This is a genomic window from Bacillus pretiosus (assembly GCF_052947655.1).
This window is the reverse complement of record NZ_CM129593.1, coordinates 1,214,102-1,239,111: the sequence shown is the minus strand read 5'-3', so window position 1 is coordinate 1,239,111 and position 25,010 is coordinate 1,214,102. Positions and strand designations below refer to the sequence as shown.

22 protein-coding genes and 2 other annotated features are annotated in these 25,010 nt (G+C 37.5%); of the genes, 7 read left to right on the top strand and 15 right to left on the bottom strand.

Annotation, left to right across the window (positions count from 1 at the left end):
* The first annotated feature begins 97 nt into the window (after positions 1-97).
* The 4 genes from odhB to ACU8YW_RS06420 all read left to right on the top strand — a co-directional run bounded on the left by odhB (position 98) and on the right by ACU8YW_RS06420 (position 6,906).
* Positions 98-1,357 carry a 2-oxoglutarate dehydrogenase complex dihydrolipoyllysine-residue succinyltransferase gene (gene odhB / locus ACU8YW_RS06435; protein WP_330938421.1) on the top strand — a complete coding sequence of 420 codons (1,260 nt, stop codon included), beginning with the start codon at positions 98-100 and terminating at the stop codon, positions 1,355-1,357.
* Between the two features lie 125 nt (positions 1,358-1,482).
* A complete protein-coding gene (locus tag ACU8YW_RS06430) occupies positions 1,483-3,402 on the top strand; it encodes a putative thiazole-containing bacteriocin maturation protein (protein WP_088062531.1) in 1,920 nt (639 codons plus the stop codon).
* The gene (locus ACU8YW_RS06425; RefSeq protein ID WP_087984771.1) at positions 3,399-5,348 is read left to right on the top strand and encodes a TOMM precursor leader peptide-binding protein; all 1,950 of its coding nucleotides are present in this window, start codon (positions 3,399-3,401) and stop codon (positions 5,346-5,348) included. Before ACU8YW_RS06430 ends, ACU8YW_RS06425 begins: the two co-directional genes overlap by 4 nt.
* A gap of 16 nt (positions 5,349-5,364) precedes the next feature.
* Complete coding sequence (locus ACU8YW_RS06420; RefSeq protein ID WP_088062529.1) at positions 5,365-6,906, top strand: SagB family peptide dehydrogenase; 1,542 nt, start codon at positions 5,365-5,367, stop codon at positions 6,904-6,906.
* 30 nt (positions 6,907-6,936) lie between these two features.
* Here ACU8YW_RS06420 and ACU8YW_RS06415 read toward each other — a convergent pair whose 3' ends face one another.
* From ACU8YW_RS06415 to ACU8YW_RS06405, 3 genes are all read right to left on the bottom strand, one after another.
* The gene (locus tag ACU8YW_RS06415) at positions 6,937-7,347 is read right to left on the bottom strand and encodes a DUF3908 family protein (RefSeq protein WP_000996802.1); all 411 of its coding nucleotides are present in this window, start codon (positions 7,345-7,347) and stop codon (positions 6,937-6,939) included.
* 298 nt (positions 7,348-7,645) lie between these two features.
* Positions 7,646-8,134, bottom strand: coding sequence for a GNAT family N-acetyltransferase (locus tag ACU8YW_RS06410; RefSeq protein ID WP_330938420.1), 489 nt, complete (start codon positions 8,132-8,134; stop codon positions 7,646-7,648).
* Positions 8,135-8,234: 100 nt separating this feature from the next.
* On the bottom strand, positions 8,235-9,569 hold the full coding sequence (locus ACU8YW_RS06405) for an FAD-dependent oxidoreductase (protein ID WP_079245213.1): 1,335 nt from the start codon (positions 9,567-9,569) through the stop codon (positions 8,235-8,237).
* Positions 9,570-9,768: 199 nt separating this feature from the next.
* On the opposite strand from ACU8YW_RS06405, the gene ACU8YW_RS06400 reads away from it, so the two are divergent.
* Positions 9,769-10,197 (top strand): hypothetical protein, encoded by a 429-nt coding sequence (locus tag ACU8YW_RS06400; RefSeq protein ID WP_088062526.1) that lies wholly within the window; start codon positions 9,769-9,771, stop codon positions 10,195-10,197.
* Between the two features lie 37 nt (positions 10,198-10,234).
* Here ACU8YW_RS06400 and ACU8YW_RS06395 read toward each other — a convergent pair whose 3' ends face one another.
* Positions 10,235-11,470 carry a TcaA 3rd/4th domain-containing protein gene (locus ACU8YW_RS06395; RefSeq protein WP_088062524.1) on the bottom strand — a complete coding sequence of 412 codons (1,236 nt, stop codon included), beginning with the start codon at positions 11,468-11,470 and terminating at the stop codon, positions 10,235-10,237.
* Between the two features lie 19 nt (positions 11,471-11,489).
* Entirely contained in the window at positions 11,490-12,275 is a 786-nt protein-coding gene (locus tag ACU8YW_RS06390; protein ID WP_330938419.1) for a zinc ribbon domain-containing protein, read from the bottom strand.
* A 198-nt stretch (positions 12,276-12,473) separates the two neighbouring features.
* Here ACU8YW_RS06390 and ACU8YW_RS06385 point away from each other — a divergent pair, with 198 nt between their 5' ends.
* Positions 12,474-13,307, top strand: coding sequence for a hypothetical protein (locus ACU8YW_RS06385; RefSeq protein ID WP_046958289.1), 834 nt, complete (start codon positions 12,474-12,476; stop codon positions 13,305-13,307).
* A 14-nt stretch (positions 13,308-13,321) separates the two neighbouring features.
* Here the strand turns inward: ACU8YW_RS06385 and ACU8YW_RS06380 are convergent, their stop codons facing one another.
* From ACU8YW_RS06380 to trpE, 10 genes are all read right to left on the bottom strand, one after another.
* Positions 13,322-14,005, bottom strand: coding sequence for a DUF2278 family protein (locus ACU8YW_RS06380; protein ID WP_088062520.1), 684 nt, complete (start codon positions 14,003-14,005; stop codon positions 13,322-13,324).
* Positions 14,006-14,096: 91 nt separating this feature from the next.
* Positions 14,097-15,596: an L-lactate permease gene (locus ACU8YW_RS06375; RefSeq protein ID WP_426933908.1), complete on the bottom strand. Its 1,500-nt coding sequence runs from the start codon at positions 15,594-15,596 to the stop codon at positions 14,097-14,099.
* A gap of 116 nt (positions 15,597-15,712) precedes the next feature.
* The gene (locus tag ACU8YW_RS06370) at positions 15,713-16,072 is read right to left on the bottom strand and encodes a DUF4029 domain-containing protein (protein ID WP_327958013.1); all 360 of its coding nucleotides are present in this window, start codon (positions 16,070-16,072) and stop codon (positions 15,713-15,715) included.
* A gap of 74 nt (positions 16,073-16,146) precedes the next feature.
* Entirely contained in the window at positions 16,147-16,923 is a 777-nt protein-coding gene (trpA, locus tag ACU8YW_RS06365; protein WP_048545100.1) for a tryptophan synthase subunit alpha, read from the bottom strand.
* 3 nt (positions 16,924-16,926) lie between these two features.
* On the bottom strand, positions 16,927-18,120 hold the full coding sequence (gene trpB / locus ACU8YW_RS06360; protein WP_088062516.1) for a tryptophan synthase subunit beta: 1,194 nt from the start codon (positions 18,118-18,120) through the stop codon (positions 16,927-16,929).
* On the bottom strand, positions 18,117-18,731 hold the full coding sequence (locus tag ACU8YW_RS06355; protein ID WP_088062514.1) for a phosphoribosylanthranilate isomerase: 615 nt from the start codon (positions 18,729-18,731) through the stop codon (positions 18,117-18,119). Before ACU8YW_RS06355 ends, trpB begins: the two co-directional genes overlap by 4 nt.
* Positions 18,728-19,489: an indole-3-glycerol phosphate synthase TrpC gene (gene trpC, locus ACU8YW_RS06350; RefSeq protein ID WP_088062512.1), complete on the bottom strand. Its 762-nt coding sequence runs from the start codon at positions 19,487-19,489 to the stop codon at positions 18,728-18,730. The genes ACU8YW_RS06355 and trpC overlap by 4 nt, the downstream gene beginning before the upstream one ends.
* Position 19,490: 1 nt before the next feature.
* Positions 19,491-20,516, bottom strand: coding sequence for an anthranilate phosphoribosyltransferase (gene trpD, locus ACU8YW_RS06345; protein ID WP_088062510.1), 1,026 nt, complete (start codon positions 20,514-20,516; stop codon positions 19,491-19,493).
* The gene (locus ACU8YW_RS06340) at positions 20,513-21,100 is read right to left on the bottom strand and encodes an aminodeoxychorismate/anthranilate synthase component II (protein WP_000636313.1); all 588 of its coding nucleotides are present in this window, start codon (positions 21,098-21,100) and stop codon (positions 20,513-20,515) included. The genes trpD and ACU8YW_RS06340 overlap by 4 nt, the downstream gene beginning before the upstream one ends.
* On the bottom strand, positions 21,097-22,515 hold the full coding sequence (trpE, locus tag ACU8YW_RS06335; protein WP_446894047.1) for an anthranilate synthase component I: 1,419 nt from the start codon (positions 22,513-22,515) through the stop codon (positions 21,097-21,099). Before trpE ends, ACU8YW_RS06340 begins: the two co-directional genes overlap by 4 nt.
* 52 nt (positions 22,516-22,567) lie before the next feature.
* Positions 22,568-22,812: a binding site (T-box leader), on the bottom strand.
* 42 nt (positions 22,813-22,854) lie between these two features.
* Positions 22,855-23,092, bottom strand: a binding site (T-box leader).
* Positions 23,093-23,398: 306 nt separating this feature from the next.
* On the opposite strand from trpE, the gene putP reads away from it, so the two are divergent.
* Positions 23,399-24,877 carry a sodium/proline symporter PutP gene (gene putP, locus ACU8YW_RS06330; protein WP_426933910.1) on the top strand — a complete coding sequence of 493 codons (1,479 nt, stop codon included), beginning with the start codon at positions 23,399-23,401 and terminating at the stop codon, positions 24,875-24,877.
* Positions 24,878-25,010: the final 133 nt, after the last annotated feature.

Here is a 25,010-nt window from a genome sequence, read left to right as displayed (position 1 = left end):
CAGATATTCTGCCCGGGGGCAGGCTAACAAATGGAGATTACCGAAGACGAAAGAAGAAAAAACACACCGTTAGGCAAATAAGGGGAGGACATTTAAAATGATCGAAATTAAAGTACCTGAGCTTGCAGAATCTATTACTGAAGGAACTATCTCACAATGGCTTATCAACGTAGGCGACAAAGTTGAGAAAGGTGGCAGCGTTGTTGAGCTTGAAACTGATAAAGTCAATGTAGAAATCATTGCAGAAGATTCAGGTATTGTATCGAAGTTACTAGGCGAACCTGGGGATACAGTTGAAGTTGGTGCAACTATCGCAATTTTAGATGCAAACGGAGCACCAGTTGCAGTAAGTACACCTGCACCGGCTGCTGAACAGCCAAAACAAGAAACAACTGAAGCACCGAAAGCTGCGGCACCAAATGCTGAGCAAACTACAACTTTACAAGGTTTACCGAATACGAACCGTCCTATCGCATCACCAGCTGCTAGAAAAATGGCTCGTGAATTAGGTATCGACTTAAACGACGTACGTAGCACAGATCCACTTGGACGTGTGAGACCACACGATGTACAAGCTCATGTTGCCGCACCAAAAGAAGCACCAGCTGCTCCAAAAAGTCCAGCTCCTGCTCCAGTTGCAAAAACGGAATTCGAAAAACCAGTTGAGCGCGTGAAAATGTCCCGCCGCCGTCAAACAATTGCAAAACGCCTTGTAGAAGTTCAACAAACATCTGCAATGTTAACAACATTTAACGAAGTTGATATGACTGCAATCATGGAATTACGTAAAGAGCGTAAAGATGCTTTCGAGAAAAAACATGATGTACGTCTTGGCTTCATGTCATTCTTCACAAAAGCAGTTGTTGCAGCATTAAAACAATTCCCATTATTAAATGCTGAAATTCAAGGCGATGAGCTTATCATTAAAAAATTCTATGATATCGGTATTGCAGTAGCAGCTCCAGATGGATTAGTTGTTCCAGTTGTACGCGATGCTAACCAATTAAACTTCGCTGAAATCGAAAGCGAAATTCGTAATTTAGGTATGAAAGCACGCGATAACAAACTTTCATTAAAAGAGTTACAAGGTGGTACATTCACAATTACAAACGGTGGTGTATTCGGTTCTCTAATGTCAACACCAATCCTAAACAGCCCACAAGTAGGTATTTTAGGAATGCACAAAATCCAAGTACGTCCAGTTGCAATTGATGCAGAACGTATGGAAAACCGTCCAATGATGTACATCGCTTTATCTTACGATCACCGTATTGTTGATGGTAAAGAAGCAGTTAGCTTCCTTGTTGCTGTTAAAGATATGCTTGAAGATCCAAAATCATTATTATTAGAAGGTTGATAGATTAATAATCTATTACAGGCTGTAGAATGAATTATTCTACAGCCTTTTTTTATTGCATTCATATGGGACAAATTTCATTACATAAGCTAATAATGTATGCCTAGAACGTAAGGAGGATTAAAATGAATAACCTTCCAATTGATGCAAAACTTAAAGCAAATAAGGATACTTTTTTCCTCCCCGACTCAAACGGGGGTGTCTATTTTCGAAATAATGCCAGTTCATTTCGTATGGACGGTGATGGAATTTACAACTGGATTGAAAAATTAATGCCAATGTTTAACGGGAATTATTCTTTAGCAGAAATAACCGATGGTCTCCCTCTCCCCTATCAAAATCGTGTATTTGAAATTGGAGAGATTTTATATGAAAATGGTTTCGTTCGGGATGTAAGTCAAGATGCACCTCATGAATTAAATAGCGCATTACTTGATAGATACGCTTCACAAATTGAATTTTTAGAAGCTGATTCTCATTCAGGCGCTCTAAAATTCGAAACGTATCGCGCGGCAAACGTCCTTATAATTGGTTCTGGAGATATGCTTACTTCCTTAGTTTCTTCTTTATTAGAATCAGGATTACCTACCTTTCATTACCTTGTTACAGATTATGAGGAAACAAATTACGATCGCATTCATGAGCTAGTAGAACTTGCACATGAAGTTGATGATCATGTCCTAGTTCAGGAAATAGATACGACAATTGATCGTCCCCTGCATGAAGTGTTCGAGCCTTTCGACTGGATTTTGTATGTTTCTCAAAATGGAGATATTGAAGGCCTAAGAGCAGTTCACACGATTTGTAGAGAAGTAGGAAAGAACTTCATACCTGCCGTCTGTTTATCAGCACTTGGTATAGCCGGCCCTATCGTAACAGCTAATCGTGAAGAATGCTGGGAATCCGCATGGCATCGGCTACATGAAACGACTTTACAAAATGAACATTCATCAGCATCATTTTCACCACTTCCATCTGCAATGTTAGCAAATATAATCGTATTTGAATTACTTAAGCATGTCGCTGATGATTCTTACCGAGAAAAAGAACCACAATTCTTTTTATTAAATTACGAAACACTCGAAGGAGCATGGCATCCTTTTATAAAACATCCTCTCGCAACTGATGAAAGTTTTACAATTGATACGATAGAAAATCTTTCTGAACAACTTGAGCAGCGGTCCAACCAACATACCTCAACTGATTTATTCCGCTTTTTCGACTCATTAACTTCTAAAGAAGCTGGTTTATTCCATGTATGGGATGAACAAGATTCATATCAATTACCGTTATCACAATGCCATATTCAAGTAGCTACTCCACTATCAGATGGTCCTGCTTCCCTCCTGCCTCTTATGACTTGTGGTGGTTTAACTCATAATGAAGCGCGCCGAGAAGCTGGTTTAGCAGGAATTGAAACATATGTAGCGGAAATTATGCACCGCCTTATTCCTGAACATAATGATATCGGTATTGGCGCTGGAGAAACGATGACAGAAGGTGTATACCGGGCGCTACAACAACATTTAAATAATAAATTGTATGAGCGGCAGTCACATATGCTAGAAGAAATTACGACGATTGATTTAACTGCAATTCATGATAAACATTGTAGATTTTATTACGATGCTCTCTCTACAATTCATGAACCTCCTAAAATAGCAATGAGTGAAGAGATTCTCAGCTTTCCTGTCGTTTGGGTCGGTATAAATGATCGCTGGTACGGTGCATCTAATATTAATATGACGTTAGCCTTACGAAACGCACTACAACTATCACTACTTCATATTCAAAATGAAGAGACTCCTTACAGAGCTAATATCTTGCCTGAATCCTCTATTATTTTATATGACACGGATTCTTTTAGAGTGGAAATACAAGCTGAAGAAGAAGTTCCAGGTGTGCAATCTGTGCAGCTTGCCTTGCAACATTTAGAAGAACATAATTTTTATCCATTCGTGTTTGATTTAGCCATTGAATCATTTTTGAAAGAAAACTTAGATGGTGTGTACGGTGTATTAATTGCAAAGGAGGACAGTCTATGACTCAAAATATATTGCTTATAGGAGATGGCTTACTTGCAAACTATGTACATGATCAACTATGCAAACAATATTCTATCATTCGCCAACATAACCTTACAGAAGAACTCCCTGAAAATATTCATCTCGCTCTCGTATTACATGATGGCTCTCCTTCTACTATTCATCATGATGCCGAGCTAATGTTTCGATCGAATCATATTCCATGGCTACGTGCATTCACTTCATTTGGTGAAGGTATTATCGGTCCTTACATTCATCCTCTTGCAACTGGCTGTTCCAACTGCTCTGATGGACGCCGATTTATCGCTGGATTTGATCAACAAGAAATGTGGGCACTACAGCGGAAATATGCGTTAAAGGCAGATAATGTAACAAGGCGTGATGTACGTGCCACCCAAAATGGTATGTTACAAATGTGCCATCTTATTCGTGCAGAAACAGAGAAAATATTAACTCATAACCATTCTTCTTTAGAAAATGAACTCATTTTACTAAACTTACAAACACTGCAATGTACGCGGCATTCTTTTCTTCCCGATCCGCTCTGCCCTGTATGTAGCAATTTGCCTGATGATACGGCAGATGCAGCAGCGATTTCGTTACAACCGAGCTTAAAAACAAGCGAAGCAGCATATCGCTGTCGTTCCATTCATGAACTAAACACATTTTTAACGAGAGATTATTTAGATTATCGCGTCGGTATGTTGAACGGAAAAATGCAGCATTCTTTATTACCATTTGCTGACGTTATTATAAACATGCCATTAATGTTTGGAAATGAAGGTGTTGCAGGCCGAACTCATTCATTTGCAATGAGTGAAGCGACTGCTATTTTAGAAGGTTTAGAACGATATTGTGGTATGTCACCTCGAGGAAAAAAGACAAATGTACACGGCAGTTTTCGTGAGTTAGAGGATCATGCACTTAATCCCCTCTTGCTCGGTGTACATACAAATGAACATTATAATCGTAATAGTTTTCCGTTTAAACCGTTTGATCCTGACTATGAACAAAACTGGGTATGGGGCTACTCTTTATTACAAAACCGGCCACTTTTAGTTCCTGAATCAATTGCTTATTATAGCCTCGGTCATCGAGATGCTTTCGTGTATGAAACATCAAATGGATGTGCAATTGGTGGTAGTTTAGAAGAAGCAATTTTTCATGGCATTTTAGAAATTGTAGAGCGTGACGCCTTTTTGCTCACTTGGTATGCCGAATTACCTCTCCCTCGCCTTGATCTTAGTTCAGCAAATGATACGGAATTACAATTAATGATTCAGCGGCTGTACACGATTACTGGGTATGAATTACATGCTTTTAACGCAACGATGGAACACGGTATCCCAAGCTTATGGGTAATTGCGAAAAATACGCGTGAAAATGGAATGAACGTTGTTTGTGCGGGAGGCTCTCATTTAGACCCTGTCCGCGCTTTAAAGAGTGCCATCCATGAAATAGCAGGCATGTTACTAATAGCAGACGATGAACTCGAACAAAAAAGAGAGCACTACGAAAACTGCTTACAAGACCCTTATCTCGTAAATAAAATGGAAGACCATAGTATGCTGTACGGATTAAAAGAAGCAGAAGAACGTCTTCACTTTCTTTTACGTGACGATGCCCCGGTGCAATCGTTCCAAGAAATGAATGCATTACAATCAGTTGATCTAGATTTAACATCCGATCTTCATCAACTTTTAAACCGCCTGCAGCAATCTGGACTTGACGTAATCGTTGTAGATCAAACAGTACCTCTTATAGAAAAAAACGGATTACATTGCGTAAAAGTCATTATTCCAGGCATGTTACCGATGACGTTCGGTCACCATCTCATTCGAGTTACAGGACTGGATAGAGTATATACTGTGCCGATGACACTTGGATATACAAACGAACCTTTAACGAATGAACAATTAAATCCACATCCGCATCCGTTTCCATAGTAAAGGGGGGGATTTTATGCAGCTGGATACTTTTTTACATCATCTCCATTTTTCTATCGATGAAATTATGCCGAATCATGAAGTGGACTGGGAAGATGCACCGCTTCCTTATAAATTATACCGAAATGTACCTATCATTCCTCTCTCTTTAGAAATCCCATTATCTTTACCTAACTCTTCTACTACACCTACTTTGAAGGAGATTGGTCATTACCTTTGGTCCTCATTTGGTTTAACACAGTTATGTCAGCTAAATAGCGAAAAAATTTTATTCCGAAGATCTATCCCTTCAGGCGGCGCTTTATATCCAAATGAATTGTATATATATTTAAAGATCGATGATTATCCAGACGGTATTTACCATTACGACGCTGCGCACCACCGACTTATTTTACTTCGCGAAGGAAATTTCGATTCTTACATTACAGAAGCACTTGGCAACCGTTGTAACATACAGTCTTGTTTTGGCGCTGCATTCGTATCCACTATGTTTTGGAAAAACTACTTTAAATACAATAATTTTTCGTATCGACTTCAAGGATTAGATAGTGGTGTTCTCATCGGACAATTACTTGCATGTGCCAAACAATTCGGTTACACAAATGGCGTATACTTTCAGTTTCTAGACCGTGCAATCAATCATTTACTCGGACTGTCAGAAGGCGAAGAAAGTGTGTATGCTGTCGTTCCTTTAAGTACAGAACCGCAAACGAATTGGTTTCACAATGATTACCGTGAAAATAAAACAGTTACTTCTCATGAGTTGTTACAGCAAATTCCGCCGTTAGCACACGAACATTTCGTTCGCTCAAAACATGTAAATGAATATCCAATGTTAACAAAAATAAATGAAGCTTCTATGATTGAATCGACAGCACACTTCCAAACACTACATCATGAAGAGCACTATCAACATCATGCGCACGCTGTACAGTTGCCGCAAGTAGAACGGTTATCGTATGATTTCTTACAACTTTGTAAAGAACGGTATTCCCCTGATGCTGACTTTACTTTCACGAAATGGGATACAGCCGAGCTCGCTACTTTACTACAAGAAGCGAGTCTCTCCTTCCCTTATTACAACGACCTTGATGGTCAGTATGTAAATGAAAATGCACGGGTCTCATTATATGGATGTTTTTATAACGTAAAAGATATAGAGAACGGTGCTTATTCTTATAACAGTAAAACACATTCCATACAGCCACTTCGATATGGAGACCTTCGTTATCCCCTTCAATCCAGTATGACGATGGATAACGTAAATCTTTTTCAAGTACCGCTTTGCCTACATGTAGTCGGAAAGAAAGATTACTATACAAATGCATTAGGCTATAGAGGATACCGTATTCACCAAATGGAAGCTGGCATACTCGTTCATAAACTCGTTTTCGCCGCAACCGCGATGGGGATGGGCGGGCATCCATTACTAAGTTTTAATACAAATTCATGTGATCAGTTATACGGGATAGATACTGGAAATGAAACGTCTCTCATTCAAATTCCTGTTGGGGCGTATCGAGCGCGGAATTGGTTAAAAGGGGATTTGCGTAATTAGAAGCACGCCGGTGGACGGCGTGCTTTTTTACTAGATTAATTTAAAAATACTCTTAATTTGTCTCGCGAATAACCAATTTTTCGTACCGTAGTTATCATTTAAACTATCTAAATTGATAGATTGTCCGTTAGCAAACTTTAATTCTAACGTTGTATTTTTGTCATTTGTTTTTAAGTTGCTATGTGTAATTGCTTCATACTTTAATTTTTCGATTTCAACATATTCATCTTTTTCTTGTCCAATCACGACATGATCTTGGAAGAAGAACAATACTTCTACTTTCTTACCGAAACAAAATACATTTTTCGTATAAATTAATGTCGCATTATCAAGTCCGACGCATACTTCTTTCATTTCTTCAACAACGTTTCCAAAGTCTTCTTCTTGTCTTGCGTTTGATTCAGCAATCCATTCTTCGATTGTTTTCATGTTAATTGCCATACTGTGCCCCCTGGTTCGATCATTGCTTTATTAAAAATAAATACTATATGAAAATATAAGCGATAAGTACTATGTTTTCAAGGGCGAACGGTATATTCGAAATAAAGTGAAACTTTAATTAGTGGGGGTTTTCTTCATCCCCCACTGATTATCAGCCTTCACCAATCGGGCTTTTACGGGCAGCCCGCCCCCCACTTAGCTTCTTTGCTTTCGCTGAATTTTGAGGTGGGTGTCTTACTGCCCGTTAATGCAGGATAAAGTTAAATTTCAAATTAATCTACTAGAGGCACCGATTTCATTATATTTTAAACGTTTGAACGAGACATTCTTCATCATCGATTAACTGTGTTTTTTCATCAAATTCGATGTTTAGCTCCCTATATACTTTCTTCCAAAAAGAAACAGCTGGTACATTTTTCACAAGTTCGATAACGAAATATTGTCCTCGTTTCTCTTTTAGTATATTCTCAATAACTTGTTTACCGATTCCTTTTCCCTTGTACTGATTCAATATGAAAATGTCATTAATACAAAAGTCATTTTCTTTTTTCAAAAATGGACGTTCCAGTAGTAATAAAAATCCTACAATATCATTATTACTTTTAATAAAATACGGAGTGATTCCGTCATTTTCCCAAAACATGTACAAATCTTCGTATTCAAAAAATCCATTTGCCCCAATCTTTATATTAGGAGTGAATGTAGAGAGGTCATGAAGATATAGTGCATATAAATTACGTAATATTTCTTTTTCTGATTCTTGAACTGTTTGAAGTGTTACAAACATTTTTAATGATCCCCTTCCCTATATATAACTATTTCCAATTCGCTTCTTTCGCCAAAAATAATGATTCCCCTTTAACGAAAAAAATAGCACTTAAAAAGTGCTATTCTGCTCTCCTTGCCGCTTGCTGAATTGGATCCCAAACGCTGTTATATGGTGGTGCGTAACTTAAGTCGACATCTTCTAAATCGTGAATGCTCATTTTATTGAAAAGTGCCATTGCGATCACATCAATTCGTTTATCTACACCTTCTTCTCCAATTACTTGTCCACCTAATAATTGTTTCGTGTCAGAACGATATAATAATTTCAAGTAAAGTGGTTTCGCATTAGGATAATAGCCCGCCATATTTGTGGAGTCTACTTTGACTGTTTTATACGGAATATGTAGCCCTTTTGCTTCTTTTTCATTTAAACCTGTTCTTGCAAGCGTCAAATCCATAAATTTAATAATACCTGTACCTAACGTACCTTTAAATGCTCTTCGTTTATCAAGCATATTCAGTCCAGCAAGTCGCCCTTGTTTATTGGCAGTCGTTCCGAGCGGGATATGATCATGAATTTCCTTTATAACATGGTAATGTGTTGCGCAATCACCAGCTGCATATACGTCCTGCACATTCGTTTGCATATATGCATTTACTTCGATTGCCCCTTTATAATTTGTACGTATATTTGTTCCTTCAAGAAAATCAGTATTCGGCTTCACTCCAACCGATACTAAAACAAGATCTGCTTTATACGTACCTTTATCCGTTTCAATTTGTTCCACTCTTTCATTTCCTTTAAATGCTTTCACATTTTCATTCGTTAAAATTTCAATATTGTGTTTATCTGCTTCTTTATGTATATATTCAGCCATATCTGCATCATAAATCGTACCGATATGATCATTTCGCTCAATCATTCTTACTTTCTTACCAAGTTCGACGAATGTTTCTGCCATCTCCAGTCCAATCGCACCACCGCCAATAATGGTTACATCTTCAACTTTATTCGTTTCTAGCGTTTTTAATATACGCTCAGCATCTGGAATTGTTTTTAAAAGATGAACGCCTTGCAAATCTCGACCTTCCCACTCTGGCATAACAGGACGTACGCCAGTTGCAATTAATAAACGATCGTACGGAAATTCAAAAATATCTTTCGTCTTCGTATGCTCTGCGTACACCACTTTCTTTTCCGTATCTACTTTCGTTACTTCATGTCGTACTTTCGCATCAATTCCATATTTATCACGAAACGTCTTCACATTACGCGCAATTAATTTTTCCGTTGAAGCGATAGCACCACTAATGACATATGGTAACCCACACTGCGCGTACGAATAAATTTCACCTTTTTCTAACGTTACAACAGTTGCATTTTCATCGTTTCTAACAATTTGCATAGCTGCGCTCATACCAGCTGCATCTCCGCCAATAATGACATAGTTCACTTTACCACTCCTTCTTTTCTACATACTCTTTACGTTTTCCATATTTTTCAGAAATAACACCTACTTCCATTGTAAAGAAAGAGCATTTCATCTTCAAATTTGGTGCACAAACCTATGCCTGAATAGGTAGCCGTCGTGTCTTATAAATAACATGTTTAATATGCTATAACAGTAACTACCGAAAGTAGGTGAAACATATATGTGTGCCGGCCTTCTCGCTCAAACTCCAGAGGAACCGCAAGAACCGAAACCCGCCGTGTCACTTGACCAAGAATTTTCCATTAACGCAACATTATACAGCGCTCGCGCTTGGTTATCTAATGATGAAACCTTCGCACAAACGATTTGGAAAGGCTCTCACTTCGCTTCAGCATCACACGCTGGCAAGTCTATCTTACCAATCGGTACTGTAAAAATTTTAAACTTATCTGATGATACAATAACAGTTACTGCATCATCAGAATCAGATGATGCCCTCAAAATAGTGGTACCGCCTCATTCTGAAGGTGTGTTAACATCTAGTGCATTATCTGATGTGCAAGCAAGTACATCAGGAGGAGCAAGTAAAGTCACATTCCTCTTTCATATCTTTTTTTCAAGGGATCCTGGTTCAGCTAAAAAACCATAGAAAAGGTACAGCTATGCACTGTACCTTTTTCACATGTTTATTCTCTTGCTTTAATCAGTTCCACATTATAGGATTCAATATTGGTTAACGTTCCTGAAAAATACGGATTTTCTCTATACCAAGACTGTTTTGAAAAGTACGCTTGCATATCTTTCGTTTGAAAAATATTTCCATGTCTTGCGTATATTTCATTTCTAGCAATTTTCAACTGTTCTTTCGATAAATATGTTAATTCTGCACTCGTTAGTTTTCGAATATCACTATCCGGGAAGATGAAACCATTATATACATACCGAGTCGTAGGCGGCGGAGTAACATTGTAAACAACTGTTTTTTCCGCACTTTTCTTTTCGAATGGAAGATTATAAGACGAAAGTGCCGTTACCGTTTCTACCTTTGTCGTTTCCCTTCCACTTTCTCCATTTCGTTCTAAATAAATCGTCGCACTTCCATCAGTTGCTACAGGCCCCCATGTAATTTCTTCTCCTGCCAGCGCTGTAACTGGTTTTTGATTCACATACAATGTTGCACCAGGCACGTTCGTTTGAACCGTAATATATTGTCCTTGCAACGTTAAATCTATCGTTACGTTATTTTGACCTTGTTTCATAAGTACAACCTTTTCTTCACGTGATAGTTTCACATAATCATTTTTATATTCTGCTTGAAACACTTGAGTTCCTGGAAGAAACGGTCCATATTGCTTCTCAAACTTTTTGTCATCTGTTTTATCTATTTCTTTTCCGTTCATTTTTAAAGATGTACCTTTTTCATTTGTAAGCAATGTCGTATAATACGTCTTCGCTTTCAATTTATACCGATCAAATAAAAAGAAATACTTTCCGTCTTTCGTTAACGAAAAGTCTGCTCTTTCGATTCCGTTCCCTTGTTTTTCACCTATCCTCAACTGTTCTTTCAATTCATTCACATAAGATGAATTTTCTTTTATATACGAAAATAGTGGCATTAGACTCTCTCTCGTTACAGTAACTGATGGATCATCTGCCGTGACGATTTCAGCTAACTTCTCCCCGTTCCTCTCTTGTAAAATAGTAATGATCCGATCTACTTGTGCCGCCTGCTTATAATACGATGATCCGTACAAATACAGTCCAACAATCACTACAGCAAGTAATGTTAAAATTGTAATGCCAACCTTTGTACCGCTGCTCATTTTCTTCTTTACTGCAAGACTCTCCCTCTTCCTCCCGCAGCTTTGACAAAATTGCACACCATCTTCAAGCTGAGTCCCACACTTTGTACATACATTCATCCATTCAACCACCTTTTCTTTAGAGGCCCTTTAATCCCTGTGTAAAGGTTTGAATTATCGTGCTAATGTAAGACCACAGTACAATGAATGTTGCAATTCCAATGAAAATATTTGCGATAAAAAGAGTATAAACAAGATCTAATCCACCGTTATCTAGTTTTACTGTAGCTACAATTATACTAATTCCCATATATGTTGTAGCCAGCCCTAATAAAATTGGTAAGAAAAAGATTAATAAAAAGCTAAACAGAAAAGAAAGCAATAATATAGCAATTACCGGAGTTGCTATCGTTCCCCATATTCCAAATACTTCAAGAAACGAAAAAGATGATTTCATCATCTTCCCACTGACAAAAATAATAAATCCGACAAATAAAGTTAAAATAAGTAAAAATAAAAAGACCGTTACAGAGTCCAAAAAGAATGTAGGAGTAGATATATCTGGTGCAAATGTTTTCGTAACAGCTGCTGCAGCACTCATCATTCTATAAAAAATACATGCCCCTAAAAAACAAATAAGAACAAGACTTACAATTCCATTTCGTACTTCAACCTTGCCACTTTTCATAATAGCTGTCGGTGCTTGTAATGCGTGTTTAAAAAACTGAAAGTAGCCACTTGCAAACCGCTTCGCTTGCTCTACCGTTTCATTTGATCGAGTTTCCTCTGCTGGTGCTACGCGTGCTTGTTGCTCACCTTCCTCCTGTGCACCACTCGCTACGGCTTCCTCCGTCAACGAATGTCCACAATTCCCGCAAAATTTTGCCTCTGCTGTATTTTCCGTATGACACGCCGGACATTTCATTATCGCATCCCCCCCCTTAAGCAGATACCATATAGGGTGTTACAAATTCAATATATGACTTTGTACATAAAACATGACTACAAGAAAAAGATTATGAAATCCTTCTTTCAAATGAAAATATATGTGCTAGCAATCTTGAAAAATAATGCTATTATGAAACAGAACAAATAACATTTTTAACAGATTGGATGACTGGTAATGGAATTAGTAAACTCAATTTTTCAAATACTCCTTACAAGCGTAATCCAATTATTTTCTTTAATTGGCGTTATCATTGTAATTGGATTTCTATTAGGTTATTTAGAATCTCTCACACGCATGTATTGGTCGAGAGCTTTCGGAAGAAAAGGATTCCTTTTAACGGCGTGGATTGGTGTTCCTATTCATGAACTTGGACATGCCATTATGTGTGTACTATTTCGTCATAAAATTGTAGCAACGCAGTTTTTCCCAACAGATACAAGCCAAGGTGCTTTAGGCTACGTACAACATCAATACAATCAAAAAAGTGTATATCAACGAATTGGGAACTTCTTCATTGGAATCGGTCCTATTATTTCCGGTATTACTGCGTTAATCCTTTTAATGCGCTATTTCGTACCAAATTCATATTTCTTATTTAATACAACCCTCGAAAAAACAATCGCTTCTACTTCTATTAATATAGAAATGGTTCAAAACATGCTTTTATCGACGTTTGTATTATTGAAAAGCTTATTTACAATAAGTAATTTATTAAATCCTTCTTTTTGGTTATTTTTATTTATCGCCATTTGTATTTCTGCACATATCGCTTTAAGTAAACCAGATATTAAAGGATCAATAGACGGTGTTATCGTCATGTTTATCGTATTATTTTTATTCAACATAATAGCAGGACTATTTCAGTACGACAGTAACCAGCTCATTGGAAAAGTGATGAAGTATAATATGTACCTCATTGCGTTTTCTAGTGTGGCTCTGCTGTTCTCTTGTATTTCTACACTTGTTAGTTTTGGGTTTTATAAAATAAGAGGAGGGCGTTCGTTTTGAACGCCCTCCTCTCATCATTTATTTCCCTTATAATCACAATGCTCAACCGGAACACGAGCATGTCCTTCTTCATCAGTACACCATGACTGTGATTGGAAGGCAAGAAAGATACCGATCCATTCTTCTTCCTTTTCAAAGTGAATAAGTATTCCCCCGTCTTGCCATATACCATTATCACCTTTCCATTTCTCTACATTCCCTTGATTCATATGAATATCGTGTATACCGTTTCCTGGCTCGAAATGAAAGTAAGAATCAGGTGTATTTTCTTCTGGTCCCCATCTTTCACCAAACGCATAAATAATTGCTTTTTCTTCTACCGCTCGTTTTATATAACGCTCTATTTTTTCATTTAAATCATTATCCACTCCTGCTTTTTCAGCTGGTAAAGGAATCATTTGCTTCGAATCAAATACATTACCTCTTACGTAGTCTAAAGCTACTTTCGGCTCATTGTTTTTAACTTCTGTAAAACCGAATGGTAATGTCGGTAAAATGTGAATCGCCTCTGACCGAATATCGGTACTCGCAAAATATAAAACCTCTGACGGATAACTTTGCGATTTCACGTTAATTGCAATACGATAATCTACTCCTGCTTCGCCTTGTAAATGAACTTGATAATGAGGTGTTTTCCCTTTTCCAATCTTTGATTGTATAACTGTACCTTTTAACACGCCGTAGTTTTTTAGGGGCATACATTTCATCTCCTATTCATTTAGTAGAAGCTTTTCATACTTAAGGCATTATCCATATAAAAAGAAAATCCTCCTTTCTCAGGAGGATTTCTTATTTTCTCAACAGATACCAAAAAATAACCTCTACCACTACAAGCAACACCGCACCAAAAATCATTAACGTCGTCTTCTTTAATAGTTCATTTTCACGATACGGTATATTACATAAATAAGCACCTAACGTAATCCGTGACGGGCAAGCGATTGTCGCTACTGATGATGCGGTGTTTTGCAGTGTTGTAACGTATTGCCAAGGGAGTGCTACGTTTTGCGCAGTTTGCATTTGTAGTTTTATGAACATCGCATTTGATCCTGCGTTACTACCTGTTAAAAAGCCACCGATTCCGCCGATAAACGGAGCAACGAAAACGAAAAATGTTCCAAATGTTTCACCAGCTGTTTTTGCCAGTAATGAATGCATGCCAGATGCACCCATTAGTTCTGAAATGGCGATAAACATTGTCGTTGTAATCGCAAAAGGAATCCATTGTTTTATCGTTTGCGAGAGTGATTGTTTAATAATATGAGATGGAATGCGGAAGAAAATAATAGTAAATAAGCAAGTCATACCGAGCCAAAATCCTGGTGAATATAGTAGCTCCAGTTTATAAGAGTATGATTTTAAATCAAGGACTGCATATGATCTGAATACATCATGTAATGCTGGTACGAGGCGAGAAAGTAAAATACAAACTGTTAGGAATATATAAGGGCTAATAATTTTTATAATAGATACTTCTCTCTCCGTTGCCGCAGCATGTTCTGTCATTAAATTTTGCTCACTTTTTCCTTTTAATTTAATGATAAGAAAACCAAATGCAATTGTAACGATAGAACTTAATATACCTGCTAGTTCAACACTTACGTATGCGTTAGAAAGATAAATTCCGAGAGAAAATAATAGAAAGAAACCGAATCCTTCTTTCCACTTTTCAATAACAGCCTGCCAACCACCAACAACGTGTAAAGAAAGGATGACGAAATAAACAAACATCGGAATGCTTAGTAGTGCCGTATTTGTGCCAAGTGTTGTAAGCGGCATATTTATAAGCTGCGAACCGATAATCGTACCAGTTGCCATTGCGCCCCATGAACTAGCTAGTAAACCAATAAATGAAAGTAGTACAGCTTGAAACGGTTTATAGCCTAATGATAGAAAGATAGGTGCTGCAACCATGAAGCCAATTCCGAATCCACTTACTGATTCGATTAGCGGACAAATACCAAAACACATAAGTAGCATTTGTAATAAACGATCGTGCGTCACTTCTTCTAGAAAACGTGCTACTTGATCGATGTACCCCATTTTGTTCATGAGGTGAAATAAAAAAATACCGAAAAACAACACGTACCCGACAATAAAACAAATTAACCAACCTTTAATCGTTGCGTGCACAGTTTCACTTATCCCTAGTTGAAACGTTGGCGAGAGTAAAACGATTCCAACAGACACAACGTAAGCAATTAAAGAGGACCTTAATGACGTTTGTTTAAATAAAAATAAACAAATGAAAATCATCATAATTGGGATAAGTGCCAACAATATGGCCATGTTATCATCTCTTTTCATTAAAAATACAATTTTTAACTATTATATAACAGATGTCATAATTTTCAATTGTTTTTACTACAGATTCAAAAAAGGAGCCATCTAGCTCCTTTTTTGAATCACTCCCATTTTCTTTTATCCTGAAAAACGCTCTGCTGTCCAACTATTTTGTCTAACACAACAAACACAATATAAGCACATATTACTTGCAATAAAACATTTCCAAATTTCATTAATTCAAATGAATGGATCCAGCGAAATAATTCGTTTAATAATACAATTGAAACGATACTAAATAGTTCTATACTAATCGAAAATATACATATTTCTAAAATAGATTGCTCTTGAATGCGATTTAAGTTGGAAAAGATGAATACATATCCTAAAAATAGAGCCATCACCTCTATTTTCGTCATGCTAATGAGCCAAGCGTATAATGGTACAGTTAGAAGAAGATATAGTAGTTTCCGTCTTAGCATGCTTTCTCACCCTCTAAGTTATATGTATTTTCTGTATATTTTAACATTTATTACGTAAAACAAAAAGAAGAGACTTATGCCTCTTCTTTTTGTTTTGTTGCCTGTATTAATTCACATATTTCTTCTCGCTTTTCATTTTCTAACAGCTCGATAACTTTACTTCCAACGACTACTCCATCACATATTGTAATCATTTCTTCTACATGTTCCTTCGTTGAAATACCGAACCCTGCCACTACCGGTAAATGTGTATGTGATTTTACTTTTTCTAAGTAACTATGAATCTCACCTTTAAAGTTTTGACGTACTCCTGTTACGCCCGCTACTGTAACAGCGTAAACGAACCCTTCTGATTCACTCGTAATTTTTTCAATTCGCTCAATTGGGCTCGTTACTGTAACGAGTGGAATTAGCGCAATGTTTGCCTCTCGAAGTAACGGGGCAATAATATTTTGTTCTTCATACGGTAAATCCGGAACGATCATACCGTCTACACCTGCTTCTATACAGTTTTCGATGAATCGTTCTTTTCCGAATGCGAGTACTGGATTTAAATATGTCATGAGTACAAACGGAATTTGTACTTTTTTCCTTACCTCTATTAATGCTTGAAAAATGCCTTTTAATGTTACACCGCTATCTAGCGCTCGTTTTCCTGCTCTTTGAATCGTTGGACCGTCTGCGACTGGATCTGAAAACGGAATACCGATTTCAACGATACTTGCTCCTGCTTCGTCTAGAAAACAAATTCTTTCTTTTAATTTTTCAAGGCCACCATCTCCGCCCATTACGTACGGAATAAATGCTTTCTTACCATTTTCAAACGCTGCTTTAATTTTTTCTACTCCCATTTTTTACACCTCTTCCATATAACGTTTTATACTCTCTACATCTTTATCCCCGCGGCCAGATAAACAAATGACAAGCCCTTCGTCTTTCTTCATTTGCGGCGCTAATTTTAATGCGTATGCGACAGCATGTGAGCTTTCTAACGCCGGAATAATCCCTTCTTTTTTCGTTAATAATTGAAATGCTTCTAACGCTTCTTCGTCTGTTATTGAATTATAAGAAACGCGTCCAATATCTTTTAGCAAGCTATGTTCTGGCCCAACACCTGGATAATCGAGTCCCGCTGAAATAGAATGTGCTTCTTGAATTTGTCCTTCTTCATTTTGCAGAAGGTACATCATCGATCCGTGTAAAACACCAACGCTTCCTTTCGTTAAAGTAGCTGCGTGCTTTTCTGTATGAACACCTTTCCCAGCTGCTTCTACGCCGTAAAGAGCGACCTCTTCATCGTGTACGAACGGATAAAACATGCCCATCGCATTACTACCACCACCAATACATGCAACGACTGCCTCTGGTAATTTCCCTTCTAACGCTTCATATTGTTTTTTCGTTTCTTTCCCAATTACACTTTGGAAATCACGAACAATTTGCGGGAATGGATGTGGTCCAAGAACGGATCCCATAATGTAGTGTGTATCGTGTACATGTGAAACCCAGTAGCGAAGCGCCTCGTTTACCGCATCTTTTAATGTGCCGCTACCTGCCGCTACGCTTTCTACTTTCGCTCCGAGTAATTCCATTCGGAACACATTTAATTTTTGACGTCTCACATCTTCTTCTCCCATAAAGATGACGCATTCTAATCCGAGTAGGGCACATACAGTAGCTGTTGCAACTCCGTGTTGTCCTGCTCCTGTTTCAGCGACAACTTTTTTCTTGCCCATTCGTACTGCAAGTAGTGCCTGACCGATTGTATTGTTAATTTTATGAGCTCCTGTATGGTTCAAATCTTCACGTTTTAAATAAATCTTTGCACCGCCGCAATACTTCGTCATATTTTCAGCGAAATAAAGCGGTGTTTCTCTTCCGACGTACGTTTTTAAATAATGATTTAATTCCTTTTGAAACCCTTCATCTTGCATTGCTTCTTTATATGTTTCTTCTAGTTCTAATACAGATTGCATTAACGTTTCTGGAACGTATCGTCCTCCGTATATACCGTAGTGACCTTTTTCATCTGGATATGCGTAATTCATTTGGAACACTCCTTCGCTTTTATAATAAATTGTTTTATTTTCTCTACATCTTTCTTTCCTTCTGTCTCCACTCCGCTACTTACATCGACCATGTATGGCTGAATAGTTCGAATCGCTTCTTCTATATTAAGAGCGTTTAACCCACCAGCTAATATCGTTTTCTCTCGCAATTTTTTTGACATATGTGCGAGTAACTCCCATGAAAATTTCTTTCCATTTCCCCCGTGAAACTTTTCTTTCGGACTATCAAACAATATATAATCCGTTTCATATGTTTGAGCATTTTTCATATCACTCTCTGAAGTTACCCCAAGTGATTTTATAGACGGAATATTCAATCTTCTAATTTGATGATTGTCTTCATCTCCATGTAGTTGCACATGTGTTAACCCGCAATCATCTGCAATTTTCTCGATTACTTCTACTGATTCATTTACGAAAACACCAACCTTTAACACGTTTGTTGGAAGCTCCTGAATGATTTCTTTCGCTAGCACTGGAGTGATTTTCCGCTTACTTTCTGCAAAAACAAATCCGAGTGCATCAGCTCCGTATTCGCAAGCACGTTTTGCCGTTTCAACATCAGTGATACCGCAAATTTTCACTTTCATATGTTCACCTTACAATCTTCAAAAAAGGTATGAATAGAAGATGATGTCATAAGTGCTTCTCCAACTAATACACCTTTCGCTCCAGCTTTTTTAACACGGATAATATCTTCCTTTGAATGAATCCCACTTTCACTAACCCAAAGTAATTTCTCCTCGTTTAATCGTTTTCCAAGCTTTTCTGTTTGGCTTAAATCGACTTCGAATGTTTTTAAATTACGGTTGTTAATACCGATAACGTGCGGATTTAATTGAATTGCAATTTCTAATTCCTGCTCATCATGAACTTCAACAATTGCCTCTAATCCTTTTTCTAGTACGTAGCTGTACAGCTCTTTTAATTTTTCTTTCGTTAACGCCGCTACAATTAATAAAATAATATCTGCTCCAGCTTCATACGCCCTATCAATTTGAATCTTATCAATTATGAAATCTTTACATAAAAGCGGAATGTTACTTTCTGCTCTTGCCGTTTGTAAATCGTGAAACGACCCTTTAAAAAATTGACCGTCTGTTAAAACAGATACTGCTCCTGCGCCGCATTCTTCATATATTTTCACTTGTTTTCGTACATCAACGTGTAAATTAATATCTCCTTTTGATGGTGATGCTCGCTTTACTTCTGCAATGACAGTAAACTGCTGTAATGCTTCTACAAGTGAAAGTGTCTTTCTACTTTCTTTTAATGGCGTATACGTTTCATATAATGCCGCAACTTCCTTTTTCTTTTGGTCTACAATTTTATCTAAAATCGTCCCCACGTTAATTCACCCTTTCTAATTTTTCATTACTTGCTGCAATTAATAAGTTTAGTTTGGCTAATGCTTTTCCAGAGTCAATGCTATATGCCGCTAGTGTAATTCCTTCTTCAATCGTTTCTGCTTTTCCATTTGCAAAAAGGGCTAGACCTGCATTTAATAAAACTGTATCGCGGTAAACATTCTTTTCTCCGCTTAATACTCCGAGCGTAATCTTTGCATTTTCTTTCGAATCCCCGCCTCTAATCTCTTCGTTTTTCACTATTGAGAAACCATATTTCTTAGGTTCAATACTCGTTTCTACTATTTCATTATCTTTCAAAATGACAACATAATTCTCTCCTTGTAATGATGCTTCATCTAAAAATCCACTTCCGTTTACGACAAGCGCTTGTTTTCTGCCTAGTTTCTGTAATACTTGCGCAACTGGTAGTAACATATCTCGTTTATAAATGCCGACAAATTGTGTTTCTAAATTTACCGGATTTGTTAAAGGACCAATTAAGTTAAAAATCGTCGGCACATTCAATTCTTTTCTTATTTTCATAATGCGTCTTAATGCTGGATGCATCGCTGGTGCAAATAAAAATGCGATGCCGACATGCTCTAATAAATGATCAATTTCGTTTGGCGTACTGCTAATATTTACACCGAGTTCTTCTAATAAATCTGCACTTCCTGTTTTACTAGAAACAGCTCGATTACCATGTTTTGCAACCTTTACGCCAGCTCCTGCCAGTACAAATGCCGATGTTGTACTAATATTAAACGTTTGGGCACCGTCACCACCCGTCCCACAATTGTCCATCGCTCCTTGTATATGGTTCGAAAACGGTAATGCCTTTTCACGAAGAGCTCGAACAAGGCCATATATTTCTTCTGCTGTTTCACCTTTCGCTTTCAGTAATACTAAGAAAGCTGCAATTTCACTCTCCAATATGTTTTCATTTAATAAAAGAAGCCCTGCTCTATACATCTCCTCTTCTGTTAAATGTTGTCCCTCCACTAATTTACGAAGATAGTTATTCATACTCTTTCCTCCTCCTTCACTTCTGTTAAAAAGGCACGTATTAACTTTCCACCTTCTTCTGTCGCGATTGATTCCGGATGAAACTGTAATCCGAATAGCGGATAATAATTGTGACGAACTGCCATAATTTCTCCATCGTCCATCGCTGTCGCTAGTATGTCAAAACACTCTGGCAAGCTCGTTTGCGCTGCAACAAGGGAATGGTAGCGCATCGCCGTTAATGGCTGTGTTACATATGAAAAGATTGAAGTTCCATTATGTTTTACACGTGATGTTTTACCGTGTTTAATGCGTCCTGCTCTTACAATGTCTCCTCCAAATGCTGATATAATTGCTTGATGACCAAGGCAAATACCTAATATGGGAACGTTCTTATAAAAATGACGAATCACTTCGATACAAATGCCAGCATCCTCTGGTTTTCCTGGTCCTGGTGATAGCACAATTCCTGTTGGATTCATCCCTTCTAACTGTTCTATCGTTATTTGATCATTTCTTACGACAACAATTTCTTCCTCGCATTCACCTAACAGTTGATACAAGTTATATGTGAATGAATCGTAATTATCAATTAGTACAATCATTTCATTACCTCCAATAGTGCTCTCGCTTTATTTAACGTTTCTTCATATTCAGCTACTGGGTCTGAATCATAAACAATTCCCGCTCCTGCCTGAACGTATGCTTTTTCATCCTTTACGACCATTGTTCGAATGGCGAGCGCCATATCAAGATTCCCTGAAAAACTAACGTATCCAACTGCACCTGCGTATACATTTCTTTTTTCATTCTCTAGCTCATTTATAATTTCCATCGCTCTAATTTTCGGAGCTCCCGACACTGTTCCTGCTGGTAGGCAATACGCTAATGCATCAAATCCACTCATTCTTTTTCGCAATATTCCGTAAACTTCAGATACAATGTGCATAACGTGAGAGTATTTTTCTACTTTCATATATTTATCTATCGTCACGGATCCAATTTCACTTACTCTGCCAATATCATTTCGCCCAAGATCTACAAGCATCATATGCTCCGCTCGTTCTTTCTCATTTTCTAACAGTTCTTTTTCAATTTCCGCATCTTGCTCCTTCGTTTTCCCTCTCGGCCTCGTACCCGCAATTGGATTCGTCATCACCTTATCTTCTCTAACTGATAACAAGCTTTCCGGCGAAGAACCGAGTACAACATAATCTTGAAAATCGATATAGAACATATATGGTGACGGATTGGCAATTCGAAGTTTTCGGTATAACGCGAATGGATCCCCAATACATTCACTTTGCAAACGCTGTGACAGTACGACTTGGAATATGTCCCCGGCTCTTATATGTTCTTTCGCCGTTTCTACCATCGCGCAAAATTCTTTTTCTGTTATAGAAGAAGTGAATGATAATGTTGATTTTATTTCAGTTACTTCCGCTTCTTCTCCCCTCAGCACTTCCTCTTTGTATACTTGCAATCTTTCATATACTTCTTCATAATCTGCTGAATCATCTTCCCTGCATACATATACAAATGATAATTTTTGACGTAAATGGTCATACACGATAAACTCACGATATAGTAAAAGGTGTACTTCTGGAATATTTAGTGGATCGTGTAAATCTGCTACAATGTTTTCATATTGCCGAATGACGTCATAGCCAATATAACCAACTGCTCCTCCGCAAAATGGGAATGGACTGTCTACTTGAGCTGACGCGATTTCTTCTTCTAACACTTGTAGTACGTTACCTTGCAACTCTTCTGCCCGGCCGTAAATCGTTCGTTCTACTTCCGTACCAACACTTTTCACTTCACCATATGGATTACATCCTAAGTAAGAATAGCGTCCTTTATCTTGATGAAGCTGCGAACTTTCTAATAAAAACTTTTTCTTTCCCTTCATACGTCTATATAAAGAAATTGGCGTAATGCTATCTCCTTCTTCTTCAGCGATTACTAAAAATGCTCTTCCCTGTTCTTTTTGCTTCATAAATTCCTCTTTTGTCATCATGCCTTTCACCTCAATCTGAAAAATAAAAAAGTCCCCTACATATCGAAAATATGTAGAGGACGATAAATTTACCGTGGTACCACCTCATGTTGGACGCAAAAGCATCCCGCTTTATTCAGGTACAAAATATATACCTTATCCTTGTAACGGCGGAACCCGGGTTGCCTACTGAAAATAATTGTTCAGCATACCTCTCGTAAGCCCATTCCGTATATGGCACCGCACCGGGCTCCCACCTATCCCCGGTTCTCTGTAACGTCTCCAATATACGTACTCTTCTTACTTCAACGATTTCATTTATTTAATTTTTTGTACACAAAAAGGGAGTACTCATCCTATAGAAAGGACGGGTACTCCCGTGGTGCCACCTTAATTCGTTACGAATGTAACGCACTTTACCGTATCAAAAACAATACGTGTCTCTTGTATCGATGAGATCATGTCGCCAAAGCCTACTTCTTTCGTTTCGGTTTGGAAGCTCCGAAGCCCATTCCACATCAATTCCATACTGATTCGCACCAACCATCAGCTCTCTGACATGTTCATCATGTGTACTCTTCTTCATCAACGCTTGCATTTTTTTAAGTTGCACTCATTATAGACCTTACTTTTTTCATAAGTCAATACTTTTTAAAAATTTTTATTTTTCTCTCCTTTCAATATTATATTGACAAAACAACCTCTTTTTATGTAAATATAATAAATACTCTATTAAAAATAAGGTTTTTTGTATGAATATTATATATTAAAAAAGTAAAATGATATCAAAAAACGCTTACATTTCTGAAAATTCGTATTTCTGTATGGATTTTTCAGAATAATCATGATAGATTATAAATATGCATAACGCATCAAAAGACATGACAAAAGGAAGGGGAACTTCATGAGTACGCAGATGTTAACTTTAACTTCAATCTCTATTTACATGCTCGGGATGTTAGTCATTGGCTATTTCGCCTATAAACGAACGTCCAACTTAACAGATTATATGCTTGGCGGGCGTACACTAGGCCCCGCAGTAACAGCATTAAGTGCTGGAGCATCCGATATGAGTGGTTGGCTTTTAATGGGCTTACCCGGTGCAATGTTTAGCGTTGGATTGAGTAGTAGTTGGATTGCGATTGGCCTAACACTAGGCGCATACGCAAACTGGCTTTATGTCGCTCCTCGCTTACGTACCTACTCTGAAATTGCAAACAACTCTATTACTATCCCAGAATTTTTGGAACACCGCTTCCACGACAAATCTCACATGCTACGCTTAGTATCCGGACTTGTTATTATGATTTTCTTTACTTTTTATGTAGCTTCAGGATTAGTTTCAGGCGCTGTATTATTTGAAAATTCATTTGGTATGAACTACCACGTTGGATTATTCATTGTTGCAGGCGTTGTTGTCGCTTACACATTATTTGGTGGTTTCTTAGCAGTAAGTTGGACAGACTTCGTACAAGGAATCATTATGGTAATTGCTCTTATTCTTGTTCCTATCGTAACAATTATGAATTCGAACGGACTTGGACCTGCATTTGATACAATTCGTTCTGTAGATCCAACACGTCTAGATATTTTTAAAGGTGCCTCTACTTTAGGAATGATTTCTTTATTCGCATGGGGCCTTGGTTATGTTGGACAACCTCATATTATCGTACGCTTTATGGCGATTTCTTCTGTAAAAGAGATTAAAAGCGCACGAAGAATTGGTATGAGCTGGATGATTTTCTCTGTTGTTGGAGCTATGTTTACTGGTCTTATCGGTATTGCTTACTATTCACAACAAGAGTTAACATTATCTAACCCAGAAACAATTTTCCTTGAACTAGGAAAAATTTTATTCCATCCACTTATTACTGGATTTTTATTAGCAGCTATTTTAGCAGCTATTATGAGTACAATTTCATCTCAATTACTCGTTACTTCTAGTGCTATAACCGAAGACTTATATCGTACATTCTTTAAACGCTCTGCTTCTGATAAAGAGCTTGTATTTGTCGGTCGTATGGCTGTACTTGTTATTGCATTAGTTGGGTGCGCATTAGCGTTTAAACAAAATGATACGATTTTAGCTCTTGTTGGATACGCTTGGGCTGGTTTCGGTTCTTCATTCGGACCTGCTATTTTATTAACCTTATATTGGAAACGTATGACGAAGTGGGGCGCACTTGCTGGTATGATTTCTGGTGCCGCTACTGTTATTATATGGACTCAATTCGAATTCTTAAAAGATTTCTTATATGAAATGATTCCAGGTTTCGCTATTAGTTTACTAGCCATCGTAATTGTTAGTTTACTAACACAACCTTCAAAAGAAGTTGAAGAGCAATTTGAGAATTTCGAAAAACAACATAGTCATAATTTATAAAGGAAAAGCTCTGCTGTTATCGTATCAGCAGAGCTTTCTTTTTATGAAAGTTCGACAATCTTCTACTCGAATTTAACAATTTCTTTATGTTTCGTTAAATTAAACATAACACTAGTCCTTTATAGTAGTACTA